At 69.0% G+C, this 24,748-nt stretch carries 24 protein-coding genes; 10 read left to right on the forward strand and 14 right to left on the reverse strand.

Translation table 11 applies throughout. The features are described from left to right. Positions 1-59 precede the first annotated feature (59 nt). Positions 60-797 carry an SEL1-like repeat protein gene (locus tag IGS68_RS18195; protein ID WP_201072311.1) on the forward strand — a complete coding sequence of 246 codons (738 nt, stop codon included), beginning with the start codon at positions 60-62 and terminating at the stop codon, positions 795-797. 54 nt (positions 798-851) lie between these two features. Here the strand turns inward: IGS68_RS18195 and IGS68_RS18200 are convergent, their stop codons facing one another. The 7 genes from IGS68_RS18200 to IGS68_RS18230 all read right to left on the reverse strand — a co-directional run bounded on the left by IGS68_RS18200 (position 852) and on the right by IGS68_RS18230 (position 10,594). Then, positions 852-2,999 carry an efflux RND transporter periplasmic adaptor subunit gene (locus IGS68_RS18200; protein WP_201072313.1) on the reverse strand — a complete coding sequence of 716 codons (2,148 nt, stop codon included), beginning with the start codon at positions 2,997-2,999 and terminating at the stop codon, positions 852-854. After that, positions 2,996-4,351 carry an efflux RND transporter periplasmic adaptor subunit gene (locus IGS68_RS18205; RefSeq protein WP_201072315.1) on the reverse strand — a complete coding sequence of 452 codons (1,356 nt, stop codon included), beginning with the start codon at positions 4,349-4,351 and terminating at the stop codon, positions 2,996-2,998. The genes IGS68_RS18200 and IGS68_RS18205 overlap by 4 nt, the downstream gene beginning before the upstream one ends. Before the next feature lie 119 nt (positions 4,352-4,470). Then, entirely contained in the window at positions 4,471-6,201 is a 1,731-nt protein-coding gene (locus IGS68_RS18210; protein ID WP_201072317.1) for a PHA/PHB synthase family protein, read from the reverse strand. 88 nt (positions 6,202-6,289) lie between these two features. Next, positions 6,290-7,294: a C-terminal binding protein gene (locus tag IGS68_RS18215; protein ID WP_247880958.1), complete on the reverse strand. Its 1,005-nt coding sequence runs from the start codon at positions 7,292-7,294 to the stop codon at positions 6,290-6,292. Between the two features lie 93 nt (positions 7,295-7,387). Then, entirely contained in the window at positions 7,388-8,122 is a 735-nt protein-coding gene (locus tag IGS68_RS18220) for an LrgB family protein (protein WP_201072319.1), read from the reverse strand. Further along, the gene (locus tag IGS68_RS18225) at positions 8,119-8,493 is read right to left on the reverse strand and encodes a CidA/LrgA family protein (RefSeq protein WP_201072321.1); all 375 of its coding nucleotides are present in this window, start codon (positions 8,491-8,493) and stop codon (positions 8,119-8,121) included. The genes IGS68_RS18220 and IGS68_RS18225 overlap by 4 nt, the downstream gene beginning before the upstream one ends. A 40-nt stretch (positions 8,494-8,533) precedes the next feature. Further along, entirely contained in the window at positions 8,534-10,594 is a 2,061-nt protein-coding gene (locus tag IGS68_RS18230; protein WP_201072323.1) for an AsmA family protein, read from the reverse strand. Positions 10,595-10,905: 311 nt separating this feature from the next. Here IGS68_RS18230 and moaA point away from each other — a divergent pair, with 311 nt between their 5' ends. Together moaA and IGS68_RS18240 are read left to right on the forward strand one after the other, a co-directional pair. Further along, positions 10,906-11,955, forward strand: a complete 1,050-nt coding sequence (gene moaA, locus IGS68_RS18235) for a GTP 3',8-cyclase MoaA (protein WP_201072325.1) — start codon at positions 10,906-10,908, stop codon at positions 11,953-11,955. A 59-nt stretch (positions 11,956-12,014) separates the two neighbouring features. Continuing rightward, positions 12,015-12,788: an NAD kinase gene (locus tag IGS68_RS18240; protein ID WP_201072327.1), complete on the forward strand. Its 774-nt coding sequence runs from the start codon at positions 12,015-12,017 to the stop codon at positions 12,786-12,788. Between the two features lie 20 nt (positions 12,789-12,808). On the opposite strand, the gene IGS68_RS18245 is transcribed toward IGS68_RS18240, so the two are convergent. Beyond that, positions 12,809-13,132: a hypothetical protein gene (locus IGS68_RS18245; protein ID WP_201072329.1), complete on the reverse strand. Its 324-nt coding sequence runs from the start codon at positions 13,130-13,132 to the stop codon at positions 12,809-12,811. 106 nt (positions 13,133-13,238) lie between these two features. Further along, on the reverse strand, positions 13,239-14,096 hold the full coding sequence (locus tag IGS68_RS18250) for an N-formylglutamate amidohydrolase (RefSeq protein ID WP_201072337.1): 858 nt from the start codon (positions 14,094-14,096) through the stop codon (positions 13,239-13,241). A gap of 276 nt (positions 14,097-14,372) precedes the next feature. Here IGS68_RS18250 and IGS68_RS18255 point away from each other — a divergent pair, with 276 nt between their 5' ends. The 6 genes from IGS68_RS18255 (at position 14,373) to IGS68_RS18280 (ending at position 20,194) form a co-directional block, all read left to right on the forward strand. Further along, positions 14,373-15,323 carry a M14 family metallopeptidase gene (locus IGS68_RS18255; RefSeq protein ID WP_247880959.1) on the forward strand — a complete coding sequence of 317 codons (951 nt, stop codon included), beginning with the start codon at positions 14,373-14,375 and terminating at the stop codon, positions 15,321-15,323. Between the two features lie 7 nt (positions 15,324-15,330). After that, the gene (locus tag IGS68_RS18260) at positions 15,331-16,434 is read left to right on the forward strand and encodes an AbrB family transcriptional regulator (RefSeq protein WP_201072341.1); all 1,104 of its coding nucleotides are present in this window, start codon (positions 15,331-15,333) and stop codon (positions 16,432-16,434) included. Between the two features lie 59 nt (positions 16,435-16,493). Then, entirely contained in the window at positions 16,494-17,630 is a 1,137-nt protein-coding gene (locus tag IGS68_RS18265) for an AI-2E family transporter (protein WP_247880960.1), read from the forward strand. Positions 17,631-17,715: 85 nt separating this feature from the next. Then, a complete protein-coding gene (locus tag IGS68_RS18270) occupies positions 17,716-18,717 on the forward strand; it encodes an SPFH domain-containing protein (RefSeq protein ID WP_201072343.1) in 1,002 nt (333 codons plus the stop codon). Between the two features lie 15 nt (positions 18,718-18,732). Further along, positions 18,733-19,176: an NfeD family protein gene (locus IGS68_RS18275; RefSeq protein ID WP_201072345.1), complete on the forward strand. Its 444-nt coding sequence runs from the start codon at positions 18,733-18,735 to the stop codon at positions 19,174-19,176. A gap of 76 nt (positions 19,177-19,252) precedes the next feature. Then, positions 19,253-20,194 carry a DMT family transporter gene (locus IGS68_RS18280; protein WP_201072347.1) on the forward strand — a complete coding sequence of 314 codons (942 nt, stop codon included), beginning with the start codon at positions 19,253-19,255 and terminating at the stop codon, positions 20,192-20,194. Positions 20,195-20,349: 155 nt separating this feature from the next. Here the strand turns inward: IGS68_RS18280 and IGS68_RS18285 are convergent, their stop codons facing one another. The 3 genes from IGS68_RS18285 to IGS68_RS18295 form a co-directional block, all read right to left on the reverse strand. Further along, on the reverse strand, positions 20,350-20,646 hold the full coding sequence (locus IGS68_RS18285; protein ID WP_201072349.1) for a hypothetical protein: 297 nt from the start codon (positions 20,644-20,646) through the stop codon (positions 20,350-20,352). Positions 20,647-20,756: 110 nt separating this feature from the next. Next, positions 20,757-21,173, reverse strand: a complete 417-nt coding sequence (locus IGS68_RS18290) for an HRDC domain-containing protein (RefSeq protein WP_201072357.1) — start codon at positions 21,171-21,173, stop codon at positions 20,757-20,759. Positions 21,174-21,264: 91 nt separating this feature from the next. Beyond that, positions 21,265-21,585 (reverse strand): hypothetical protein, encoded by a 321-nt coding sequence (locus IGS68_RS18295; RefSeq protein WP_201072359.1) that lies wholly within the window; start codon positions 21,583-21,585, stop codon positions 21,265-21,267. A 174-nt stretch (positions 21,586-21,759) separates the two neighbouring features. Between IGS68_RS18295 and IGS68_RS18300 the strand changes: the two genes are divergently transcribed. Further along, complete coding sequence (locus tag IGS68_RS18300; RefSeq protein ID WP_201072361.1) at positions 21,760-22,995, forward strand: YeeE/YedE family protein; 1,236 nt, start codon at positions 21,760-21,762, stop codon at positions 22,993-22,995. Between the two features lie 68 nt (positions 22,996-23,063). Here the strand turns inward: IGS68_RS18300 and IGS68_RS35615 are convergent, their stop codons facing one another. Beyond that, on the reverse strand, positions 23,064-23,561 hold the full coding sequence (locus IGS68_RS35615) for a peptidoglycan-binding domain-containing protein (RefSeq protein WP_247880961.1): 498 nt from the start codon (positions 23,559-23,561) through the stop codon (positions 23,064-23,066). Between the two features lie 28 nt (positions 23,562-23,589). Beyond that, positions 23,590-24,715 (reverse strand): peptide chain release factor 2 gene (prfB, locus tag IGS68_RS18315; protein ID WP_201072363.1). Its coding sequence is split into 2 segments (ribosomal slippage): positions 23,590-24,645 and positions 24,647-24,715, totalling 1,125 coding nucleotides; the frame shifts between segments, so codons are not numbered across the junction. Positions 24,716-24,748: the final 33 nt, after the last annotated feature.

The raw sequence follows: 24,748 nt of genomic DNA on the forward strand, positions 1-24,748 counted from the left end.
CCTGCGGCAGCATGCCCCACCCCGCATGCTTGGCCACTCCGCACGCTTGGATCCTGAAGATGCCCATCCCTTCGCGCTGGTGCTCGATTTCCGTCGTGCTTTCGCTGATGATCCCGGCGGTTTCCTTGCTTGCCCCGGTTTCCGCCTCGGCGCGGGCCGCCGAGACCGTGGCGGTTCTCGACGCCATGGAGACCGGGACGGTACCGCACTCCGCAGTGGACGCCCTCCTGGCGAGAGCCGGCGCGGGCGACGCGGAAGCGGCCGAGGTGGCGGGCCGGCTGTACGACCGGGGCATCGGCGTGAGATGGGATCCGCCCACGGCATTGCGCTGGTACACCGCCGCCGCCCTGGACGGCTCCGCTCCGGCCGCGCGCGATGCCCAGAGACTCTGGCGCGGCATGCCGCCGGTCAGCCAGCGCCGGGCCGAGGCGCTGCTGGCCCAGGCCTTCACCGACGCGCAGCTGGCTTCGGTCGGCATCGGCCCGGTCAAGCGGCCGGCGACGCGGCGAAGCTGGATGACCCATCTGGAAGCCGCCGGGATCCCCTCCCTTCCTCCGCCGGCCGGCCAAGCGTTGCCGGCCGCCTTGCCGGTGTCGGTTCCGGCCGCCGCCGCGGTGACCCGGGCGCCGGCCGCCCTGGCGGCTCCAGCGGTGCCGGCTCCCGCTCCGCCCCCGGCCGATGCGGCGGGATTGCAGATCCCCCGACCCCAGATGAAACCCGCCTTGCCCGGCGTCGGACGGGTCTCGGTCTCGGCAGCGGCGAAACCTCTCATTCCGGCGTTCAAGCCGAAACGTTGAGCCTCCCCTGCCCGGAACGCCGCCGGGCTGGGGCGACGGCCCGCGCGTACCCGGTCAGAAACCGCTTTCCCGGATCAGCACGCCGACGGCGAACCGCCAGGTTCGCGCTATCACGCTCTCGCGCTCGCCCTGCAGCAGGATCCGGCCGCGAACGACCCGGTCGGGTGCGGAGAGCCCGGCGTCGGGGCGGATCAGCACGCGATAGACCGGGCTTTCCGGGATCAGGCTATCCCCGGCGCCGCGGACATCCCGCACCGCCACGTCCCCGCCATGGATCGACGCCAGCACCGGCTCCGGCAAGGCGCGGCTGCTGCCGTCGTCGATCGCCACGACGGTTCCGGACACCGACGGCCGGCCCAGGTCGTCGGGATGGAAGACACCCGGCGTTCCCACCGAGATCCGGGCCAGATCCGCTTCGGCGACGTAGGCCTCCAGGATGGCCGAGGAAGGATCGATCACCGTCGCCAGGGGGGTGTTGGCCGTCAGCCATTCGCCGGGCCGGAGCGGGTCCGCCAGCTCGACCACCCTGCCCGCCATCGGCGCCGTGACCTGAAGCCGCGCCAGTTCGCTCCGGTAGCCCGCCGCCTGTGCCAGCGCGCCTTCGAGTTCCCGCCACGAGACCTGGTTGCGCTCCAGCAGGTCCCGGCTCATGCCCTGGAACTGGACCTGCCAGCGCGACAGCTCGGCGCGCCGCTCTGCCTGGGCCAGATCATGCTCCAGGTCGGGCGACCGGAAAGTGAACAGCACCTCCCCCGCGGCGACGACCTGCCCGGGCCGGACCCGCACCTCCTCCAGCCGGGCGGCACGCGGGATGAACAGCTTCATTTGCTGCTCCGCGCGCAGGATCGCCGACGCCGGCACGGCGCTGCGCCACGGGACCAGCACCAGCGCCACGACGCAGCCCAGCGCCGCCAAGGTCGCCAGGCTGTGCCGGTTCAGTCGGACGCGATCGCGCCTCATGCCCCACTCCTTGAGTTCGCCCCAGATCGGCCGGGCGATGAACCAGACCAGCTCGACCACCATGAGGAAGATGCCGAGCAGCTTGAAGAACAGGTGATAGACGAGCAGCGCGATGCCGAGGAACAGGAAGAACCTGTAGATCCAGGTGCAGTAGGCATAGGCCAGCAGCACCCGCCGGGTGTGCCTGGGCCATCGCTCCGGCGCGGGATCGCCCAGGCCAAACAGCATCTCCCGCAGGCGCCACCGGGCCAGCGCGAAGGAGCGGTCCTGGAGGTTGGGGATGTCCATGTAGTCGGACAGCAGGTAATAGCCGTCGAAGCGCATGAACGGGTTCAGGTTGATCGCCAGGGTGAGCAGCCAGGTGCTCGTGGCCAGCAGGAAGGCGGCGCTGCGCACCGGGCCGTCCGGAAGGAAGCTCCAGGCCAGGGTCGCCGCGGCGGCCAGCGCCAGTTCGGCCGCCATCCCGGCGGCGCCGATCGCCAGCCGGCGGTGCCGCGACGGCAGCTTCCAGGCTTCGCTGGTGTCGGTGTAGAGCACCGGCCAAAGTACCAGGAAGGCGACACCCATGGTCGGCACCCGGCAGCCGAAACGGTGCGCGGTGAAGGCGTGCCCCAGTTCGTGCAGGATCTTGGCGCCGGTCAGCGCGACCCCGGCGAGGATCGCTCCTTCGAGGGAGAAGAAGTGCGGGAAGGTGCCGAGGAACGCATCCCACTGGCGCAGCACCAGATATCCTCCGATCAGCGCCGCCATGACCGCAGCCGCCACGAATCCGCGCGTGAACATCCACGCGACCAGCGGGAACGCCCACTTCAGGAAGCGGTCTGGGCGGACCAGCGGTATGCGGACGAACAGGTAGTTCTTCAGGAGCCATTTGGCCGGCCCCGTGCGCACGGACGCCGCCTGCCGGAGCAGCCGTTCGATCGCCGGCTCGCCCCGCGCCTGCAGCAGGTTGCTCGCCATCAGGAAGCGGGCGACGGTCTCGACATGGTCGACCGAGACGTCGAGCGTGGTCCTGCGCCGGACATCCGCGGCGATCGCCTCCATGTCGCCTGAATCCCAGCGCGACAGGATCTCGAACTCGAGCCAGCCGATCCGGAAGAAGCGGTTGTTGGCCGGGTCGTGCAGCGTCCAGGTGGGCGCGCCGTCCCGGGTCCGCGGTCCGGCATGGAGGGTCAGTTCCTCCCGAAGCGGCAGCAGGCGGGCGGGTTGCTGTCCCCCGCCCAGGCCGACCGCGGCGGTCACAGGCCCAGCCGCTGGCGCAGCGCCGCCAGGGGGCGACGCATGATGTAGTAGAACAACGTCGTTTCCTCGCCGTGGACCTTCGCGATGCCCTTCATGCCGATGCGCGGCCGGGCGGCATCGGCGGAAAGGCTGGCCTTGAGGCGGTATGCGAGCGCGCCTTCCGGCGTGGGACCGGCCTGATAGCTGGCGAAGGTGAGCGTGCCGGCGATCGGGTGCTGCGGATCGACGTTGAGGAACAGGGTGACTTCCGACCCCCGCTCCAGCGCGATGGCGTCCGCGACGGGCAGGTGGATTTCAAGCTCGATCTCGCCCGGGTCCGCGACGACCAGGATGCGTTCGCCGATCGAGACCGGCTTGCCGATCCAGTCGTTGACGTCGTCGAAGATCACGATCCCCGGGCGCGGCGCCTTGACCTCGATGCGGTCCAGCAGGCTTTCCAGATAGGCCACCTCGGCCGCGTTCTGCTCCATGCGGCCCTGGAAGATCGCCAGGTTGGTCTTGCTGCGCGGGTCGAACACGGCCTGCTGCGCGGCCTGCCGGTACTCGGCCTCGCCGACCTCGTGGGCCTTGCGGGCGACGTCCAGCCGGTTCTGAAGCCGGGCGGGGTCGAGCGCCAGCAGCAACTGCCCCTCGGCGACCAGCTCGTTCGGCCGCACCTCGAACCGGTCGATCACCCCGTCGATCGGTGCCCGCACGACCACCGGCTCCCGCGGTATGACCTCCGCGGGGGCCAGGGCGGACTGGCGGACGGGGATCCAGGCAAGGCCCGCCGCGAGCGCAAGGACGATCAAGCTCAGCCGCCCCTTCCGCCGATCCGCCCAGGCGGTTCGGCGGCCGCGGTGCCGGTCCAGCAAAGCCGCCCAGGAATGGGCGTAGGCGTCGCCCAGATAGGCCATGAGATGGCGGTCGTGGTCGGTCCAAGGCTCGTCCCGTACCAGCAGCAGGCAGCCCAGGCACTTACCGTCGATGCCGTCCAGGGGAATCCTCAGGGCATGGGGCGGCAACCATTCGCTCCAGTCCTCCCCGAGGTGCGGCGGCAGGAGGGAGGCGTCGACCGCCTCGATGGCGCCGCCGGCCCCGGCTTTCGAGTCCAGGTGCTTCAGCAGCTTGCACAGCCAAACCAGGAAAGGGGCGTTGGCGTCGGGCAGCGCCAGGCCCGACACCGCGGATACCTTGCCGTTGCCGACGCCCGTGCGCCGCCACAGGATCGCTTGACGATACCGCACGAGGGCATGGGTTTCGTTGACGACCAGAAAGCCGAATTCCTCCGGCGTCGCCGCGCGCCGGATGCGTTTCTCCAGTTGCACGAGTCCGGTGACGCTGAGCAGCTGCCGGTTCAGGATATCGTTCATCGGGTCCGTTCGACAAAGTCCGGTGGACCCGGAGCTTTAGGCCTTTCTGGTTAAGATTCGCTAAGCCTTTGGCGATAATCCCCCAGGCTGCGGCTTGCCGGTTCGGCCTGCCCTCGCCGTCACTTCTGGAAGACATAGGTTCCGGGCGCGGCTCCCAATCCCTCGCCCGCAGGCGGCGGCGATCCAAGGTCGGGGGTGCCTTGCTCCACCAGCCATTCGGACCAGGCCGGCCACCAGGAGCCGTCCCGGCGGGGTGCCGACTCGACCCAGGTGTCGGGATCGACGTAGCGGTCCTCCGGCCGGCGGGTGGCGATCTGGTAGCCGCGGCCGCGATGGCCAGGCTCGCTGACGATGCCGGCATTGTGGCCGCCGGTGGTCAGCACGAAGGTCACCTTGGTGTCCGTCGGCAGGTTGATCTTGTAGACCGACCGCCAGGGTGCGATGTGGTCCCGCGTGGTGCCGACCGCGAAGATCGGGGCGCGGATATCGCTGAGCGAGACCGGCCGGCCGTCGACCAGGAAGCGCCCGCCCATCAGCTGGTTCTCCAGGAACAGGCTGCGCAGGTACTCCGCATGCATGCGGTAGGGCATGCGCGTCTGGTCCGCGTTCCACGCGACCAAGTCGTTGGCCGGCTCGCGGCGGCCCTTGAGATACTGTTCCACCTGACGCGACCAGATCAGGTCGGTGGACCGCAGGAGCTGGAAGGCCCCCGCCATCCGCGTGGTGTCCAGGAAATCCCGGGCCCACATCATGTGCTCCAGATAGGCGATCTGGCTGTCGTCGATGAAGACGGTCAGCTCGCCGGCTTCCGTGAAGTCGGTCTGCGCGGCGAGCAGTGTCACCGACGCGAGGCGGTCGTCCCCGTCGCGCGCCAGGGCCGAGGCGGTGATCGCGAGCATGGTGCCGCCCAGGCAATAGCCGCAGGCATGGATGCGCCGCCCCGGCAGGATGCCGCCGATCGCGTCCAGCGCGGCCATGACGCCGTCGGTGCGGTAGGCATCCATCCCGAGGTCGCGGTCCTCCTCGGTCGGATTGCGCCAGGAGACCATGAAGACGGTATGGCCCTGCCCCACCAGGTACCGGACCAGCGAGTTCTCGGGCGACAGATCGAGGATGTAGTACTTCATGATCCAGGCCGGCACGATCAGCAGCGGCTCGGCCCGGACCTGCGGCGTGGCCGGATCGTAGCGGATCAACTCGATCAGGTGGTTGCGGAAGACCACCCGGCCGGGCGTCGCCGCGATGTCGCGCCCGACGCGATAGCGCTCCGTCCCGACCGGCGGTTCGCCGCCGATCTGGTGCTGCATGTCCTCGATCAGGTTGCGGGCGCCCCGGACGAGGTTTCCGCCCGACTCGAGCAGGGTGCAGGCCAGCACCTCGGGGTTGGTGGGCAGGAAATTCGACGGCGCGCGCCGGTCCAGCCATTGGCGCGCCATGAAATTCACCTGGTTCTCGTGGCGCCGGCTTACCCCCGAGACGCCCGTCGTGGCGGCGTTCCACCACTCCTCGGTCAACAGGAAACCCTGCGCCATCGCGTTGAACGGCCAGAAGCTCCATTCCCGGGCGGAAAAGCGCCGATCGCCCGCGTGCGGCTCGGCGACCGGCGGGGGACTGCGGCCGGCGGCGGCACCGGCGACATAGTCGCCCCAGTGGGCCATGCTGCTGACCGCCTTCTGACCGAGGGCGATCTGCTTGGCCGGCGAGGAGGCGATATGAAGCGCCCAATCCATCCAGGCCAGCATCACCGCCGCGGGCGACACGCCCCCGGTGGCCTGGGCCATCATCGCGTTCATCAGGTGATCGACGACTTCCAGGTCGCTCGACGCTCCATCGCCCTGCAAGCCCGACATGACCGTTCCCCCTGGACGAAACCGGCGCGATGGTCGCCCAGAGCCGGCCGCCGCGCAACCCGGTTGCGCGGCGGCCGGGCGGGCGGCGTCAGGCGCCGTCCTGCCAGGGATTGACCCAGTTGAGGGGCTTGCCGCCACCGAACACCCGGGCGATCTCCTCGGCCGCGGAACGCTGGAGATCGGCGACCGACTGCTCGGAATACCAGGCGGTATGATCGGTCATGACGACTCCCGGGGCCTGCATCAGCAGGTTGTCGGCTCCCGGCGGCTCCCGTTCGAAGACATCCAGCCCGGCACCGAACAGGCGGCGCTCTATAAGGGCCTCGACCAGCGCCGCCTCGTCGATCAGGCCGCCGCGGGCCGTGTTGAGCAGGATGGCCGTGGGCTTCATCAGGCCGATCATGGCGCGGTTGATCAGGTGGCGCGACTCCGCGCCGAGGCTCGCATGCAGGGAAATCACGTCCGATTCCAGGCAGAGCCGACCGAGCGGGACCAGTTCCGTCCCCTCCGGCGCCTCGGCCAGGGCCGGGTCGTGGACAAGCGTCCGGGCGAAGCCCAGGGGGGCGGCCTTGCGATGGAAGGCCGCCCCGATCCTGCCATAGCCGATCAACCCAAGCGTGCCGCCGGCCAGCCGGTGCATCGGTTCCGCCCGAGCCACGTTCCAACGGCCGGACCGCACGTCCCGATCGCGCGCCGTGATGCGCCGCGCTACCGCAAGCAGCAGGCCGAGCGCGTGGTTGCTGACCTCGTCCACCCCGAACTCCGGCACGTGGGCGACCGGAATGCGACGCTCTGCCGCGGCCGCCAGGTCGATCGTATCGAGCGCCACGCCGTAACGGACGACCACCCGGCACCGCTCCATCGCCTCGAAAGCGGCTCGGTCGAGCGGGCATTCGCGTACCAGCACCGCGTCGGCCGTGCGAATCGCACCGTTCAGCAGATCCCGGTCGCCGCGGCAGGCCCGCTCCACGAGGCTGGCGCCGAACGGCCGCAGGACGTCACGTTCCCTGTCATAGCTGCCGAAGCCGCCCTCCAGGACGACGACCAGCGGCGCCACGGGCGGCGCCGGATTGCGGGCCTGCGGAGTGTCCACGCGTTCCTCCCTGAACCGGACGGCATCAGCCGGATTATCTTCGCCAAGCCCAGTTTGGGGGCAAAGCCGGGGAGCACGCAGCACAAAAATCGCTCAATCGAGCAGGGAAATCAGCAGCGGAACCATGATCGCGGTCGCTATGCCGTTGAGCGCCATGGCGATCCCGGCGAAGGTGCCGGCGATCTCGTTGACCTGGAACGCCCGGGCCGTGCCGATCCCGTGGCTCGCCACGCCCACGGCGAAGCCGCGCGCCCGCCAGTCGCCGATCCGGAGCAGGTCCATCAGGGGCGTCACGACCATGGCCCCGATGATGCCGGTTATCATCACGACGACGGCGGTCAAGGACGGGATGCCGCCGATCTGCTCGGTGATGCCCATGGCGATCGGCATGGTGACCGACTTGGAGGCGAGCGAGCGCGACGTCTCCAGGCTGACGCCGAACAGCATCGCGATGCCGACCGCCGAGAGGATCGCCGTGACCGATCCCGCCGCCAGCGCCGCCACCATCGGCAGGGCCGCGCGCCGGACCTGGGCGAAGTTCTGGAACAGCGGCACGGCGAGCGCCACCGTGGCCGGCCCCAGCAGGAAATGGACGAATTGGGCTCCGTCGAAATAGGTCTGGTAATCGGTCCCGGTCACCATCAGCAGCGCCACCAGCAGGACCACCGCGATCGCGACGGGATTGACCAGCGGCCGGCGGCCGGCCCGCTCGAACAGCCACTGGCCGATCAGGTAGGCGGTGATCGTGACCGTCAGCCAGACCAGCGGGCGGGCGGTCAGATAGACCCAGACGTCCTGGATCGCCGGTTCGATGACGTCGGTGATCATGCCCGCCCCCGGTCCGATGCCGCCGTATCGGCGCCGGTCAGGCGCGAGACGCCGCGGAAGACCAGCACCGCGACCACCATGGTCAGCACGGTGCTGCCGAACACCGCGGCCGCGATCCCGAGCCACTCGCCGCGCAGGCGGTCGAGATGCTGGACGATGCCGACCCCGGCCGGAACGAACAGCAGGGACAGGTTGGCCAGCAAGGTTCGCGACACGTCGCGCAGCGTGTCCGGAATCCTGCCCCGGGCCATCAGGACCAGGAACAGCAGGATCGTCCCGAGCACGGGGCCGGGCACCGGAAGGCCGAGCAGGCGGGCCAGCAGCTCACCCGTCAGCTGGCACGCCAGAAGGCCCATCAAGGCGGCAATCATTCGTCCTCTCAAATCGGCCTGTGCGCCGCTGCAAGGGAGGTCAGCGGCCGAACAGGCCCCGCAACTGCTGTGCCGGATTGCTCGATCCCTGGCCGGGAGCGGCGTTCTGGCCGCCGGTCAGCCCCTCGATCAGGCCCCTGACCGCCTCCTCCGGCCTCTTGCCCTTCAACCCTTCGATCTGCTCGCGGATCGCCTCGGGATTGCGCAACGCCTCCTCCGCGAGGCCGGCGAGATCGGGCGCGAAGCTCGGATCGGTCAGGCTGCCGCGCACCAGGACCGGCACCGCGATGCCGGTGACGTCGCGGGTACCGCCCTGCCCCTCGATCGTGCTGACCAGCCGGGGCTGCAGCCGGTAATCAATCGTTTTCGGCGGCAGTGCCACGGTGCCTCGGCCTTCCAGGCGGAGCAGCGGCGCCAGCAGTCGGAGGTCGTCGTTCCGGACCACGCCGTTCTGGATGGTGAAGTTGCCCCCCAGTTCGGCGAAGTCGGTTTGCTGCGGTTCGTTGCCGACCGGCTGTCCCTGGAAGGCGGCCGCCGCGTTGCGGACCATGGCGGCCAGGTTGATGCCCTTGATCGCCCCGTCGGTGAAGGTCACCGACCCCTGCCCGTCGAGCCCCTCGACCATGGCCCGCTCGCTGGCCCCGGTGGTCCGGAGCGAGGCGACTGCCCGCGCCGTGCCGGCCAGCCGGTCGAAATCGGCGAACCGGGTCAGCACCGGCTCCGCCTGGACCCCGTTGATCCGGAGATCGAGCGCCAGGGCCGGCACCGCACCGGAAGCATCGGCGTTCACCTGGCCCGACACCGTTCCGTCGAACAGGGCGGTCTCGCCGAGCACGGTTCGGAGCCGGCCGCCATCCAGCGTGATCGCCATGTCGGAAGCACCGGCATCGACCCCTTTGACGGTCAGCCCGGCCAGGGCGATCTTGAGATCGGCATCGACCGTGCGCAGGGCGCTGAAATCGATCGGACGGGTGCTCCACCCCGAATCCTCGCCGGGTGAGGAGGCTGGCGCCGGTGCCGCCGGCGCCGGCTGCGCGGGCGCCTGCTCCCCGGCAGGCCCGGGCTGGTTCAGAAACCGGTCCAGGTTGAGCCGGGCGACGGTCAGCACGCCGTCGATCTTCGGACGAGGCCCGGTGAGGGCGACCGCGACATTGCCGGCCGCCTCCACGTCGCCCGCCTTGTAGGTGCCGTCCGTGAGCGCGATCCGGTCGGCGTTCGCCGCCAGCCCGCCGGCCAGCGACGCCGACTGGACAGGCAGGTCGCCGGGATCGTTCCCGGTCGCCCAGGTAACGAGCTGGCGCAGTTCCGGCGCACGCAGGTCCAGCCTGCCGGTGGCCCCGGGTCCCGCGGCCGCCCGTTCCAGCGCGCCGTCGAACCGGATCGCCAGCAGGTCGCCGGCGACCGCCGCCGTCAGCCTGGAGGCGCCGGTCTCGACGAGGGCACGCGGCTGGTCGACGCGGGCGTCGATCGTCACCGGCCGGTCGCGGAACACGAGGCGGCCCTTGAGGTCGGCCGGCTGGGAGAGGTCGGGCGCCATGAGGGTGACGTCCACGTCGGTGACCTCGTGCAGCGCCTGTGTCCGGGCATCGAAATAGCTGACTTGGCCGTCCACCAGCTCCACCTCGCCGAACCGGAGGTCCGGCAGCCCGGCGGCCTGCTCCTGCCCGTCGCCGGGCCCGGCCGGCGCGGGCTCCGGCTGATCCGTCGCCCGGGGCTGGTCGAGCACCCAGTTGGGGCGCCCCTGGGCATCGATCTCCAGCGCGATCCGCGGTTCGCGCAGGACCAGCGTGTCGACCTGGACCTCCCCCCGCAGCAGCGGCCAGGGCTTCAGTTCGAGTTCGAGCCGGCCGAGGCGGACCATCTCCGGAGTCCGCGCACCCGGCGGGCCGGCGAACGAGACGTCGTTCAGCTCGACGGCGAGCGTCGGCAGCAGGGAGAGCGCCATCGGCCCCTGGATCCTGAATTCGCGGCCGGTACGCTGGGTGACCTCGGCCTCTATGCGTCCCTTGTACTGTTCCACCGGAACGAGGAACGGCACGGCGACCACCACCGCCACCAGGACGACGGCGACCAGCGCAAGGCCGATCAGGAACTTTCTCATCCGTTATGTCCTTTTCTCTGGCCGGTCCCGGCCGGCCGCCCGTCCGGCCAGGCCGATGCGGCGCCCGAAAGTGTAAACTCCCGCAAATCGGCGGTGGACCGGCGGACCCCGGTTTACGGAGCTGCCCGGGATCGCTACATCTGACCGTAGAGAGCGCTTTGCCACATGCCTATGTCATGCGCCAGCACCGCAGGACAGCCAAGGGTGAAATTGCAGGCATCCATGATCTAACCTGCTAGGATGGATCTTCCAATGACGGCTGCCGTCCACGCAAGACGGGCCGCGGCGTGGGGGAGAGGAAAAAGGATACCATGAGCAGCACAGTGTTTCCGTCGGCGGCCAACGGCTCTCCCGCATCGTCTTCTCCCATCGTCGACCCGTTCGGCCGTTCCGTCAGCTATCTCCGCGTCTCGGTCACGGACCGATGCGATTTCCGATGCGTCTACTGCATGGCGGAGGACATGACCTTCCTGCCGAAGGCGGAGGTCCTGTCGCTGGAGGAACTGGACAGGATCTGCAGCGCCTTCGTGGGGCTGGGCGTCTCCAAGCTCCGCCTGACCGGCGGCGAGCCGCTGGTCCGCAAGGGCATCATGAACCTGATACGCTCGCTGGGCCGGCATCTCGGCAGCGGCGCCCTGAAGGAGCTGACGCTGACGACCAACGGCAGCCAGCTGGAGCGCTACGCGGCGGAGCTTTACGAGGCGGGCGTCCGCCGGATCAATGTCAGCATCGACACCCTCGACCCCCACAAGTTCGAGGCGATCACCCGCTGGGGCAAGCTCGACAAGGTGCTGGCCGGCCTCAAGGCCGCCCGCGAGGCCGGGCTTGCCGTCAAGATCAACTGCGTCGCCCTGAAGGGCGTCAATGACGACGAGTTCCACCGGCTGGTGGCCTGGTGCGGCGACGAGGGCTTCGACCTGACCTTCATCGAGGTGATGCCGATGGGCGACATCGGCGGCGAGGCCCGGCTGGACCAGTATCTGCCGCTCTCCCTGGTGCGTTCCAGGATAGCCGAGCGCTGGACCCTGAACGAGATCGACTACACCACCGGCGGCCCCGCGCGCTACGTGGAGGTGCGCGAGACCGGACGCCGGATCGGCTTCATCACGCCGCTCACCCACAATTTCTGCGAAAGCTGCAACCGGGTCCGGCTGACCTGCACCGGCACCCTGTACATGTGCCTGGGCCAGGAGGATGCCGCCGACCTGCGCAGTCCCGTCCGCATGAGCGACGACGACGCGCTTCTGGTGGACCGCATCCGCGAAGCGATCTCGCGCAAGCCGAAGGGCCACGACTTCGTCATCGACCGGCGCGGCAAGTCGGCTCCCGTGCCGCGACACATGAGCGTGACGGGCGGTTGATGCCGGTATCGGGCCTCTGGCCTGTCCATCCCAAGACGACGGAAGAGCAGTCCAGAGCCATGCCCGAGGGACATCCGACGATCGCGTTCGTCGCCGCCGATACGAACGAGGCGCGCAACGCACAGGTGCGGCTGGCGCACCGCTACGGCAACACGCCGCTCGACCACGCGGATACGGTCGTGGCACTCGGCGGCGACGGCTTCCTGCTGGAGACGCTGCACAGGACGCTGAAGCGGCCGGTTCCGGTCTATGGCATGAATCGCGGCTCGGTCGGCTTCCTGCTGAACGAGTTCAGCGAGGAGAACCTGGTGGACCGGGTCGCCCGCGCGCAGAAAGTGAGGCTCCACCCCTTGCGCATGGTCGCGATCCGGGAGAACGGCGAACGGACCGAGGGCCTCGCCATCAACGAGGTGGCACTGCTGCGCGAGACCCGGCAGGCGGCGAAGCTGCGGATCACCGTGGACGGCGTCGTCCGGCTGCCGGAACTGATCTGCGACGGCTGCCTGGTCGCGACGCCGGCCGGGAGCACCGCCTACAACCTGTCCGCGCATGGCCCGATCCTGCCGCTGGGATCGAGCATCCTGGCCCTGACGCCGATCAGCGCTTTCCGCCCGCGCCGCTGGCGCGGCGCGCTGCTGCCCCAATCGGCGCGCATCGTGTTCGACGTGCTGGAATGCTCCAAGCGACCGGTCAGCGCGGTCGGCGACTTCACGGAGGTCCGGGAGGTGATCCGGGTAGAGGTCCATGAGGATCGCGACGTCTCCCTGACCCTGCTGTTCGACCCGGAGCACAATCTGGAGGAACGTATCCTCAAGGAGCAGTTCGCCCCCTGAGGTTTCGCCGGCCGGGCGGATCAGCGCCTGCGCCGCCGATCCTCGTAGCGGCAGGTCAGCAGGTCGTCGAAGCGGCCGATGAAAGTCAGCCCGTCCTCCATCTCGTACTGCCAGCGCACCTCTCGCCCGTTGTCCCTCAGGACGCGGAACAGCGGCCCTATGCTGGTGATCTCCTGGTTGCGGCCGTCGACGCAAACCACCTCGAACGGCCCTTCGCGGGCGAGTTCGACGGTGGGTAGCGGCGCCTCGTCGTCGGACGAGAACTGCGCCGCGGCGACCGACGGCGAAAGCGCCGTCAGCAGGGACAGCACGACCATGGGCCGGAGCCTGGGAGGCAGTGTCATGGGTGCGAAGTCATGGACTGAGGTCGGGAACGGTCTCGGAACGATCCCCGTCTAACCCGCCCTCCGCCCGCCGCGCAACGGTGCATTGGTGGTCGGGAGGATGGCCCTACTCGGCGGCGTCCAGCTTGACCGCATCGCCGGCGTAGGAAGCGAGATGCCGGATCAGCATGGTCAGATGGGACTGCAGGCGGCCGAAGCCCTCGTTCCTTTCCAGCGTCTCCTCGTTCATGTAGAGGCCCCGGTGGATCTCGAACTGCAGGCTGTGGAGGCCGCGCTTCGGATCGGAATAGCGCCGCACCAGTTCGACCCCCTTGTAGGGATCGTTGACCCTGACCCTGTAGCCCAGGCTGGTCAGGAAAGCGGCGACGTACCGCGTGAAATCCGGTTCGCAGGTGGTGCCGTCCCGGTCTCCCAGGACGAAGTCCGCCCGGGTGGCCGGATCGCGGCCGAAGGTCGGCATGGAGTGGCAGTTCAGGTGGTAGACCGTGCCGAAGCGGCCATAGGCCCGGTCGATCGCGCCGGCGACCTGCTCGTGATAGGGACGGTAATAGCGGTCGATCCTTTCGGCCACGTGGGGCACCGGGAGGCGGCCGTCGTACATGGGAATCCCGGGCTTGCACAGGCGCCGGATCAACCCCATGCCGGCATTGCTCTTGTCGCTGGGGCGTAGCGGTTCCGGCCACTGCCCGTCGAGCAGTTCCGGCTCGATATCGTCGATGGCCCGGTTGACGTCGATGTAGCTCCGCGGGAAGAGGGCGGCGATCAGGGTGGCCCCGGCCTCCGGCGCGGCCGAGACCAGCTCGTCCACATAGGTGTCCTCCGCCTGCCGGAGGGCCGGCAGCGGGCAGACGAAATTGAAATCCCGGGGATAAACGGAGCCGCTGTGAGGCGAGTCGAGCACCAGCGGGACCATCTGCCCGACCGGATCGTCACGCACCAGCACATCTTCGATCACAAAGCTCATCAGACCTCCGTCCGGCACGAAGCCGCTCCGGATTGGAGTTTCGAAATTGTTACACCGACGATATACCCCGTACCGTGCGTACCGTCGATGGAAACCTTCGAGGCTTCGGTCCATACCGGAGGCTGGAGCGTTTCCGTCGCATGCCTGATTCGCGCGGTTTCGCTCCTGTACAGGTTTGTCCATGGTCCCGCCCCCTCCTATAGTGGACCGGCCGGCCGAAATGGGACAGCCGCGACGCAGCACTCCGCCGCCCATGGCCCCGAGGGAACCAGTACGTTGACTCACGCCTATCGGATCGAACTGACGCCGCCGGACATCACGCCTTATCGGGCCGGCAATACCGGCATCGATTTCGTGACGACGCTGGACAGCGGCAGGAGCGGCCCGCACGTCCTGGTGAACGCGCTGACCCACGGCAACGAGCTCTGCGGCCCCGTCGCGCTGGACTTCCTGTTCCGCCAGGGCGTACGCCCGGTCCGGGGAACCCTGACCCTCTGCTTCGCCAACACGGCGGCCTACCAGTGCTTCGATCCGAAGCGGCCGGGCAACTCGCGCTTCGTGGACGAGGACTTCAACCGCGTCTGGGCGGAAGACGTCCTGGATGGTCCGCGCCGCTCCGTCGAACTGGAGCGCGCCCGGACCTTGCGTCCGCTCTACGACACCGTGGACCTGCTGCTGGACCTGCATTCGATGCAGAACGCGACCGCCCCCCTGGTGCTGTGCGGCGCCACGGACCGCGGGCGCGATCTGGCCAAGGCGGTCGGCGTGCCGGAGTGGGTGGTGAGGGATTCCGGGCATGCCGCCGGACGCCGCCTGCTCGACTACGCCCCCTTCGTCGATCCTGCCGCGCGGAAGACCGCCCTGCTGGCCGAATGCGGGCAGCACTGGGCGGCATCGTCGGCCGACGTGGCGATCGAGGTGACGCTCCGTTTCCTGCTCGCGACGGGAACCGTCACGCCGGAATTCGCCGCTCCCCATCTGCCGCCCACCCCGCCGCCGCCCCAGAAGGTGATCGAGATCACCGAGGCGGTCACCATGGCCGGGAGCGACTTCCTGTACGAGGCGGACTATGTCGGGATGGAGATCATCGAGCGCGCCGGAACCCTGATAGCGCATGACGACGACCGGGAGATCCGCACGCCTTACGACGAATGCGTGCTGATCATGCCGTCCCGGCGGCTGCGCCGGGGACAGACGGCGGTCCGGCTCGGCCGCATCGTCTCCTGACCGGCCGATGACCCATCCTCCTGCCGACCGGTGGCGGAACGCGATCCGCAACCTCAAGCCCGGCCTGCTTGCGCTGACCCTTGGTCTGGGAACCGCCGGCGGAGCCCTGTTCTCCTTCTTCCACCTGCCGCTGGCCTGGATGATCGGCTCCATGGTGTTCTGCACGGCGGCGGCCATGGGCGGCCTGCCGGTCCAGGTGCCCGGCGGCCTGCGCTCCGCCATGATCATGATCCTGGGCATCATGCTGGGCAGCGCCTTCAACCCGGACATCGTGGGCCGCCTGGGCGACTGGGTGCTCAGCCTGACCGGCCTCGCGCTCTACATCCTGACCGGCGGCGCGCTCGGCATCCTGTTCCTGCGGCGGGTCGCCCGCTACGACCCGATCACCTCCTTCTTCACCGCGACTCCGGGCGGGCTGAACGAGATGGTGATCGTCGGCGGGGCGATGGGCGGCGACGACCGCACCATCTCGGTCGCCCACAGCGCCCGGGTCATGCTGGTCGTCATGGTCGTGCCGGTGTGGTTCCAGTTCTTCGAGGGCTACAGCCCCGCCGCCCGGGGACCGCTCGGGCCGGGCCTGACGGAGGTTCCGCCGGTCGACCTGGCGCTGCTGGCGTCCTGCGCGGTCGGCGCCCTCCTGGGCAAGTGGCTCCGCCTGCCGGCCTACATGCTGGTCGGCCCGATGCTGCTGAGCGCCGCGATCCATCTGGCCGGCCTGACCGCCGGCAAGCCGCCGGGCGTGCTGGTCGCCGCGGCGCAGATCGTCGTCGGCGCCGCGCTGGGCAGCCGGTTCTCCGGGGTCAGGCTCAGCCGGATAGCCCACACGCTGGCGATCGCCTCCGGCCTGACGCTGATGCTGCTGGCCGTCACGATGGTCTTCTCCGTGGCGCTGCACTGGCTCACGGGGATACCGCTTCCGGCCCTGGTGCTGGCCTTCGCGCCGGGCGGGCTGGCCGAGATGAGCCTGGTGGCCCTGGCGCTCGGCGTCGATGCCGCCTTCGTATCGACCCACCACATCGTGCGCATCGTCCTGATCGTGTCGCTGGTCCCGCTGGTCTTTCGGGTGTACCGCCATATGGCGGACCGCCGGATTCCGAAGAACCCGGAGTAGCATCCCGCCCGTCCGGCAGGCGGAGCGAACCAACCGGCCGGGCCAAGCGTTGACGCTGCATGACCAGCAACATCGCCGCCCCCCATCTGGAAGGCCGCCCGCGGGCCACCGGACCGATGCCGAACCATTCCCCGGCGGCAGGAGGCCGGAGCACCGCCGAGCGGGTGGCGCTGATCGGCTTGTTCAGCCTCGCGGTGCTGTACACGCTGTACTTCGCGCGCGACCTCCTGCTGCCGGTCTTCCTGGCGCTGCTGCTCAGCCTGCTGCTGCGGCCCCTGGTGAAGGCGTTGCGGCGCCTGCGCGTCCCCGAGGTGGTGAGCGCCATCGCCCTGGTGGTCCTGCTGCTCGCGGGGCTGGTCGGGGCCGCCATCAGCCTGACGGAGCCAGCGACTTCGTGGATCCAGCGGGCGCCGGTCGTGGTGCGCGAGATGGAGTTCAAGCTGGGCGACCTGCGCGACTCGATCGAGAGCGCTCGCCGCGCCTCCCACCAGATCGAGCAGATGGCGGCGGCCGCCGACGACGAGGCCCAGGCCGTCATCGTCCGGGGACCGACCCTGGCCGAACAGGTGCTGACCCAGACCCAGGTGGTGGTGGCCCAGGCCTTCATCGTGCTGGTGCTGCTGTTCTTCTTCCTGGCCGGAGGGCGCAGCATGCTGGAGCAGGTCATGGGCTCCATGACCAACCTGGAGGCCCGCATCCATTATGCGACGATCGCGGGGACCGTGCAGAAGAACATCGCGGTCTACCTCGCGACGGTCACGCTGATCAACACCGCCCTGGGGCTGGCGACCGCCGGCCTCATGACGGTGCTGGGAATGCCCAACCCGGGGCTGTGGGGCGTCATGGTGACGACGCTCAACTTCATCCCCTATCTCGGCTCCGGCGTCAGCCTGGTGGTCATCGGCGTCGTCTCCGCCCTGACCTTCGACGACCTGCTCCAGATCGCCGCCCCGCCGCTGGCATTCCTGGTCCTGACCGCGATCGAGGGCAACTTCGTGACTCCCATGATCGTCGGCCGCCGACTGACGCTCAACCCCATCGGGGTGTTCCTGACGATCCTGTTCTGGGGATGGCTCTGGGGCATTCCCGGCGCGCTGATGGCGGTGCCCATCCTGGCCGTCTTCAAGATCCTGTGCGACGCCCACAAGCCGCTGCATCCCCTGGGCGCGCTGCTCGGCGGCAAGCCGGGCACCTAGCCGTACCCGCCGGTGCGGATAGGCTCGCACCCCCGGCCCGATCTGTGGCATTTTGCGGATCACGGATACGAGGGGGAGTGCAGCTGTGGATTTGGTTCTGAACGGCTTTTCGCTGTTCGTGATCGCGGTGGTCGCGTTCGCGGTCGTCACCGTGCTGCTGGGTGTCAAGACGGTGCCGCAAGGGCAGGAATACACCGTCGAGCGGTTCGGCCGCTATACCAGGACCCTGTCGCCCGGCCTGAACCTGATCGTCCCCGTGATCGACCGGGTCGGTGCCAGGCAGAGCATGATGGAAACCGTGATGGACGTGCCCTCGCAGGAGGTCATCACGCGCGACAACGCCATGGTGAAGGTCGACGGCGTGGTGTTCTTCCAGGTGCTCGACGCCGCCAAGGCATCGTACGAGGTGAACAACCTCCCGACCGCCGTGCTCAACCTGACCATGACCAACATCCGCACGGTGATGGGCTCGATGGACCTCGACGAGCTGCTGTCCCAGCGGGACAAGATCAATACCCAACTCCTCCACGTGGTGGACGAGGCGACCACTCCCTGGGGACTGAAGATCACCCGGATCGAGATCCGCGACATCCAGCCGCCGCGCGACCTGGTCGACAGCATGGCCCGCCAGATGAAGGCCGAGCGCGACCGCCGCGCCTCGATCCTGGAGGCCGAGGGGCAGCGCGCCGCGGCCATCCTGCGGGCGGAGGGAGAAAAGCAGGCGGCGATCCTGCAGGCGGAGGGCCGGCGCGAGGCCGCCTTCCGCGACGCCGAGGCGCGCGAACGGGAGGCCGAGGCGGAAGCGACGGCCACGCGGGTGGTCTCCGACGCGATCGGCGGCGGCAATGTCCAGTCCCTCAACTATTTCGTCGCCCAGAGCTATGTCGAGGCGCTGACCCGGATCGCCGCCGCACCGAACCAGAAGGTCCTGTTCATGCCGCTCGAAGCTTCCAGCCTGATCGGCACGATCGGCGGCATCGCCGAACTGGCCAAGGCCAGCTTCAGGCCCGACCCGCCCCCGCCGGCGCCGCCAAGCCCGGCGGCATCGCCGCCGCCTCCCCCGGCCGGCCCCTGGTCAAACCCCTGAGCGGCCGGAGGCGCCATGGAAATCCAATCCTGGTACTGGCTGGTGACCGCCCTCGTCCTCGCGGCGATCGAAGCCTTCGTGCCCGGCACCTTCTTCATCTGGCTCGCGGTCGCCGCGGCGGTGGTCGGCCTGACCCTCCTGGCGCTGCCGGACCTGCCGTGGCAGATCCAGTTCCTGGCCTTCGCGATCCTGTCGATCGGATCGGCGGTCGGGTTCCGGCAGTACCAGCGCCGCCATCCCGAGACCAGCGCCGACCCGACCCTGAACCGGCGCGGCGCGTCCCTGGTCGGCCGGCTGGTCGTGCTCGAAAGGCCGATCGTGAACGGCAGGGGCCACGCCTTCGTCGGCGATACCCTGTGGACCGTCACCGGCAAGGATCAGCCGGCCGGCGGCACGGTCAAGGTGGTCGGCACCGACGGCATCATGCTGAAGGTGGATTCCCCCGACCGGACGGGGTGATTAGCCGGTGCAATCCCGCCCGGTGACGGGTTAATGTTGGAGAGCCAACCACCTATCCCGGATTCGAGGAATCGCCTTGGCCCAGCCAGCCCTGTCTACGACCGACCCGGCATCCGAACGGTTGCCCCGCCAGGGATTCTTCCTGCTGGCGTCGCTCGCCCTGTTCTGGGGCACCAACTGGCCGGCGATGAAGCTGGCCGTCCTGGACATGGACCCCTGGACCTTCCGGGCGATCTGCTTCGTCGCGGGTGCCGGCGGGCTGATGCTGGTCGCGCGCGCCCGCGGCCTCAGCCTCCGCATTCCGCGCGGCGATCTCGGTCCGCTGATCCTGACGGCCTTCATCAACGTCACCTGCTGGCAGGTCTTCTCCGCCTTCGGGCTTACTCTCATGGCGGCCGGGAGGGCCTCCATCATCGCCTTCACCATGCCGCTCTGGGCATCGATCCTGAGCGTCATCTTCCTGCGCGAGCGGATGACGGCGCTTCGGGTGGTCGGCCTCGCCCTGGGGTTGACCGCACTGGCGATCCTGCTGATCCCGGAATTCGGGCGCATAGGGGGAACCCCGTGGGGAGCCGCCATGATGTTGGCCGCCGCTGTCTCCTGGGCGGCGGGAACGGTGATGCTCAAGGCGATCCCCTGGCGAATGGAGACGGTCCAGCTCGCCGCCTGGCAGCTCGCGATCGGCGGACTGCCGGTGATCGCCGCCGCCCTTCTCGTCGGCCGCCCCTCGTCCGTGCTGGACCTGTCGACCCCGGGCGCCCTCGGGGTGATCTATGCGGCGCTGATCCCGATGATCTATTGCCACTGGGCATGGTTCCGGATCGTCGCGCTGTTCCCGGCGAACATCGCGGCGATCGGAACCCTGTCCATTCCGGTGGTGGGCGTCTTCTCCAGCGCGCTGATCCTGGACGAGCCCCTAGCGGGCGCCGACCTGCTGGCCTTGGCCCTGGTCGTCACCGGCCTGTTCATCGTCCTGGTGCTGCCGAGCCTGCTGCCGGGACGGTCCCGGCCCGCCTAGAGCCGTGCCCGATCGGGTCGATCCGATGCGTTGCGCCATGGGCGCAACCTACGATCGTCGGCCGGCATCGCCTCCGCCCTGCATCGAGCCGTAGGTGCGGCGAGTGGAACGGCAGCCGCGTGAACCGACGCGGTTCAACCTGATCGGAGATCGCTCTAGAGTTCGATGCCGTCGGCAGGGTCCCCGGGATCCGCGGGAATGCGGGGCGCCTCCTTCGCCCTTCCCGGATCGATCCGGCGGATGATGATGTCCCCGTTCTCGGTGATTTCCGGCAGGCCGTAGCGCGGCAGTTCCTCGACCAGTTGTTGAAGCCCGAGCATGAGCTTGTTCAGCCCCTCCCTGGCGAGGTCCGTCCCGCTCGGCTCCCGCTGTGGGGGAGCCGCGGGTTCGGCCACGACGGGAGCCGCGGCCAGCATCGCGCTGACGCACAGCATCGAAATCGACAGGCGCATGATAGTCCCTCCACGCCGCCCTTCGGGCGGTCTCCGAACCGGGGACGCAGGATAGCGTGCCGCCCGCCCGGCGTCAGGGGCCAATCGGGAGTGCCGGGATGGTCGCCGGCCTAGCTGGTCAGGTCCTCCAGCGTCTGGCGGACCACATGGACGATCGCGGCGCCGTGGGCGGCGGTGTCGATGCCGAGCGCGCTGCCGATGACGCCCAGCTCGATCTCGGTCGTCGGCGCGTAGCGGGCGATCTCCTGGACCGCGGACGAGGACATGATCGCTTCGCGGTCCAGGTCGAGCGAGGTGGCGGTCTGGGCACGCCAGGCATTGAGCGCCGCGACGATGGCGCTCTGGATCTGGGCCGTCTCCTCGCGCTTGCGCAGTTCCTCGTACATCACCAGGATGTGCCAGGCACCGTCGGCGAAAGCGGTTTCGATCCTGCTGACTTCGACGGTGCGCAGGAACTCCGCCAGGGCCAGTTCGTCTTCGTGAATGGCGGCGTCACGGATCTTGAAGGTGCGGATTTCGCTGCTCATCGTATCTCCACGCGGCGGTTTCCACCTATAGTATTAGCCTGTATGGGATCTTTTTGCCACTAAAGATACGATTGCGACAGGATGAATCCGTTCAGAACGGGGCATCGACCGGAGCGGCTTCGGCGAACCCCTTCAGGATCGAGCATCCGCAGTTGGGGCATTGGATCGCCTCGATCATCCGGCGGGCCTGGGTGTCGTCGAGGCTGACCCCGAGCTGCCGCTCGACCTCCGCCACCATGGCGCGATGGAGCTGGTTGGCCGCACCGCAGCTGTCCTCAATCACGCCGGCATAATCCTCGGCCGGCAGCAACTGGAAAGCGCCGGCCGGGCCGGCGACCGCCAAGCCCGCGGCGAAAGCGGACAAGGCTCCGGAAAGCCGCAGGACGTCGCGCCTCGTGATGCCGGTGCTCATCGTCACTCCCTTTCTCTCAGCCGCTGGGACAGAGCATTACGCCCTCCGGTCCGTTCGGTCAATCCAAGGCGGTCGCAGGCCATTTCCACACCACAGATATGCATTTAACTTCCTATTCACATCGGTATCATCCTGCCCACATGGGTGGAAACCATTCAGAAAGCGTGAATTGCGATGGCAGACATCACTCTCGGCAGGCCGAGCGGCATACCCGCGCCGGACCGGACCACGGATCCGCGCGTCGTGGCCGTGGCCGCCCTGCTGCTCCTCGGAGGAGCGGTCTGGCTGACCGACGCCGTATCGGCCCGGCAGGCGGCCCTGTACCTCGTCGGCGGCGCCCTGGGACTCACTCTCTACCATGCCCTGTTCGGCTTCACCTCCTCGTTCCGGGTCTTCATCTCGGACCGTCGCGGCGCCGGCATCCGGGCACAGATGGTCATGCTCGCCCTGGCCTGCGCCCTGTTCTTCCCCGCCCTGGCGGCGGGCGAGCTCTTCGGCCAGCCGGTCGCCGGGTTGGTCGCGCCGGTCGGCGTCTCGGTGGTGTTCGGCGCCTTCCTGTTCGGCGTCGGAATGCAGCTCGGCGGCGGGTGCGCTTCAGGAACGCTCTACACGGCCGGCGGCGGCAACACCCGCATGATCGTCACGCTGGTCTTCTTCATCGTCGGATCGGTCGTCGGCGCCGCGCACCTGCATTGGTGGTCGGCGCTTCCCTCGATCGGCCCGGTCTCGCTGGTCGGCAGCCTGGGCGCCCTGCCCGCGCTGGCCCTGAACCTCGCCGTGTTCGCGGCGATCGCGGGCGGCACCGTGGTCCTCGAACGGAGGCGCCACGGCGCCTTGCGCCCGGGCAACCGGACCGCCCATCGCGGCTGGCAGCGCTTCGTCCAGGGACCCTGGCCGCTGATCTGGGGCGGCGTGGCGCTGGCGGTCCTGAACTTCGCCACGCTCGCCCTGGCCGGCCGGCCCTGGGGGATCACCTCCGCCTTCGTTCTGTGGGGAGCGAAGCCGCTGGACGCGCTGGGATTCGACGTGGCCTTCTGGCCTTACTTCTCGGCGCCGGAGCGTGCCGCGTCGCTGGAGAACAGCATTTTCCAGGACATCACCTCGGTGATGAATTTCGGCATCATCCTGGGAGCGCTGCTGGCGGCCGGCCTTGCCGGGCGGTTCGCCCCGGTCTGGCGGGTGCCGCTCCGGTCGCTTGCCGCGGCTGTCGTCGGCGGGCTGATGCTGGGATACGGTGCGCGTCTCGCCTATGGCTGCAACATCGGCGCCTATTTCAGCGGCATCGCGTCGGGCAGCCTGCACGGTTGGGTCTGGCTGGTCGCCGCCCTGGCCGGGAACGTGGTCGGGACGAGGCTGCGTCCGCTGTTCGGGCTCGAGGTCGAGAAGACTCCCCGCGAAACCGCCTGCTGAAACGAAAAGGGCCGGCACTCCCCCCGCGGGGGAGCGCCGGCCCGATCGAAAGCCCCTCGGCCTCCGCGTCAACGCGCCCGGGTGGCCGTATCCTCACGCAGACGCTGAGCCAGTGCCGGCGTCACCTGTCCGTCGACCGGCAGGTTCGCTTCCTGCTGGTATCGGCGGATGGCGGCGCGGGTCCGTTCGCCGATCCTGCCGTCCACGGCCCCGACATAGAAGCCCCGCATCGTCAGGCCCTCCTGGACCTCGACCTCGGTCGTCGGAGTATCGGGCCGGTTCCGCGAATAGACCTTCGGCAGGTGGAAGCTGACATGGTCCAGCAACTCCTGGCTCGCGCAGCCCGTCACCGGCAGCCGGGCCGCCCGCTCGTATTGGCGGATCGCCTCCGCTGTGCGCGGCCCGAACCGGCCGTCGATGCCCCCCGGGTCGAACCCGTTGACGGCAAGCTCCCGCTGAATGCCCTCGACCATCCCGGTCGGGGCGGGCTGGCAGGCCGCCCAGGCCGAGCCCCCTGCCAAGAGCGTCAGCATCGCCGCGCCGACGCACCATCCCGCACCCTTCATCCGCACACCTCTTTCGGTCACCCTGCCCTCAGTCCGCCGCTTCACTGTCGCCCTGTCCCTTGATGCGCTGGGCCAGGGCCGCGGCCAGGAACTCGTCGATGTCCCCGTCCAGCACGGACCCGCTCTGGCTGGTCTCCACGCCGGTCCTCAGGTCCTTGACCATCTGGTAGGGCTGCAACACGTAGGACCGGATCTGGTGCCCCCAGCCGATGTCCGACTTGGTGGCCTCCAGCGCTGCGGCCGCGTCCTCCCGCTTCTTCAGTTCCGCCTCGTAAAGGCGCGCCCGAAGCATGTCGAAGGCCTTGGCGCGGTTCTTGTGCTGCGACCGCTCCTGCTGGCACTGCACGACGATGTTGGTCGGGATGTGCGTGATCCGGACCGCCGAGTCGGTCTTGTTGATGTGCTGGCCGCCGGCGCCCGACGCCCGATAGGTGTCGATGCGCAGGTCCTTGTCCAGGATCTCGACGTCGATCTTGTCGTCGATCACCGGGCTCACCGCGACGCTGGCGAAGCTGGTATGCCGGCGCGCCTGGCTGTCGTAGGGGCTGATCCGGACCAGACGATGGACGCCGGCCTCCGTCTTCAGCCAGCCATAGGCGTTGTGGCCCTTGATCTGCACCGTCGCGGACTTGATGCCCGCTTCTTCGCCGGCACTCTCTTCCAGCCATTCGGTCTTGTAGCCGTGCTGCTCCGCCCAGCGCAGATACATGCGCAGGAGCATCTCGGCCCAGTCCTGGGCCTCGGTCCCGCCGGCGCCGGCGTTGACTTCCAGGAAGCAGTCGTTGGCATCGGCTTCGCCGGACAGGAGGCTTTCCAGTTCCAGCTTGGCGGCCTTGTCCTTGAGCGCCAGCAGGACGTTCTCCGCGTCGGTGACGACGGTCTGGTCCTCTTCCGCCTCGCCCATCTCGATCAGCTCGATGCTGTCGTTCAGCTCGCGCTCCAACGCCCGGTAGCCGTTGACCGCGACGTCGAGTTGGGTCCGCTCGCGCATCACCTTCTGCGCGCGGTCGGCATCGTTCCAGAGATTGGGATCCTCGGAGATGGCGTTCAGTTCGTCCAGGCGCCTGACTGCATTTTCCCAGTCAAAGATGCCTCCTCAGCAGCGCCAGCGATTCCCTGATCGCCTCGGCAGCCGCTTCGATCTCGGCTCGCATGGCGGGCCTCCTCGTCGCTATTGTTCAAGATCT

This window comes from Skermanella sp. TT6 (assembly GCF_016653635.2).
Lineage (GTDB): Bacteria > Pseudomonadota > Alphaproteobacteria > Azospirillales > Azospirillaceae > Skermanella > Skermanella cutis.

Coding starts and splice junctions, on each gene's coding strand:
- IGS68_RS18250 (WP_201072337.1), bottom strand. CDS start 14,096: ATGAGCTTTGTGATCGAAGATGTGCTGGTGCGTGACGATCCGGTCGGG.
- IGS68_RS18240 (WP_201072327.1), top strand. CDS start 12,015: ATGCCCGAGGGACATCCGACGATCGCGTTCGTCGCCGCCGATACGAAC.
- IGS68_RS35615 (WP_247880961.1), bottom strand. CDS start 23,561: ATGAAGGGTGCGGGATGGTGCGTCGGCGCGGCGATGCTGACGCTCTTG.
- IGS68_RS18290 (WP_201072357.1), bottom strand. CDS start 21,173: ATGAGCAGCGAAATCCGCACCTTCAAGATCCGTGACGCCGCCATTCAC.
- IGS68_RS18225 (WP_201072321.1), bottom strand. CDS start 8,493: ATGATTGCCGCCTTGATGGGCCTTCTGGCGTGCCAGCTGACGGGTGAG.
- IGS68_RS18295 (WP_201072359.1), bottom strand. CDS start 21,585: ATGAGCACCGGCATCACGAGGCGCGACGTCCTGCGGCTTTCCGGAGCC.
- IGS68_RS18275 (WP_201072345.1), top strand. CDS start 18,733: ATGGAAATCCAATCCTGGTACTGGCTGGTGACCGCCCTCGTCCTCGCG.
- IGS68_RS18220 (WP_201072319.1), bottom strand. CDS start 8,122: ATGATCACCGACGTCATCGAACCGGCGATCCAGGACGTCTGGGTCTAT.
- IGS68_RS18300 (WP_201072361.1), top strand. CDS start 21,760: ATGGCAGACATCACTCTCGGCAGGCCGAGCGGCATACCCGCGCCGGAC.
- IGS68_RS18230 (WP_201072323.1), bottom strand. CDS start 10,594: ATGAGAAAGTTCCTGATCGGCCTTGCGCTGGTCGCCGTCGTCCTGGTG.
- IGS68_RS18205 (WP_201072315.1), bottom strand. CDS start 4,351: ATGAACGATATCCTGAACCGGCAGCTGCTCAGCGTCACCGGACTCGTG.
- IGS68_RS18195 (WP_201072311.1), top strand. CDS start 60: ATGCCCATCCCTTCGCGCTGGTGCTCGATTTCCGTCGTGCTTTCGCTG.
- IGS68_RS18260 (WP_201072341.1), top strand. CDS start 15,331: ATGACCCATCCTCCTGCCGACCGGTGGCGGAACGCGATCCGCAACCTC.
- IGS68_RS18265 (WP_247880960.1), top strand. CDS start 16,494: ATGACCAGCAACATCGCCGCCCCCCATCTGGAAGGCCGCCCGCGGGCC.
- IGS68_RS18245 (WP_201072329.1), bottom strand. CDS start 13,132: ATGACACTGCCTCCCAGGCTCCGGCCCATGGTCGTGCTGTCCCTGCTG.
- IGS68_RS18210 (WP_201072317.1), bottom strand. CDS start 6,201: ATGTCGGGCTTGCAGGGCGATGGAGCGTCGAGCGACCTGGAAGTCGTC.
- moaA (WP_201072325.1), top strand. CDS start 10,906: ATGAGCAGCACAGTGTTTCCGTCGGCGGCCAACGGCTCTCCCGCATCG.
- IGS68_RS18285 (WP_201072349.1), bottom strand. CDS start 20,646: ATGCGCCTGTCGATTTCGATGCTGTGCGTCAGCGCGATGCTGGCCGCG.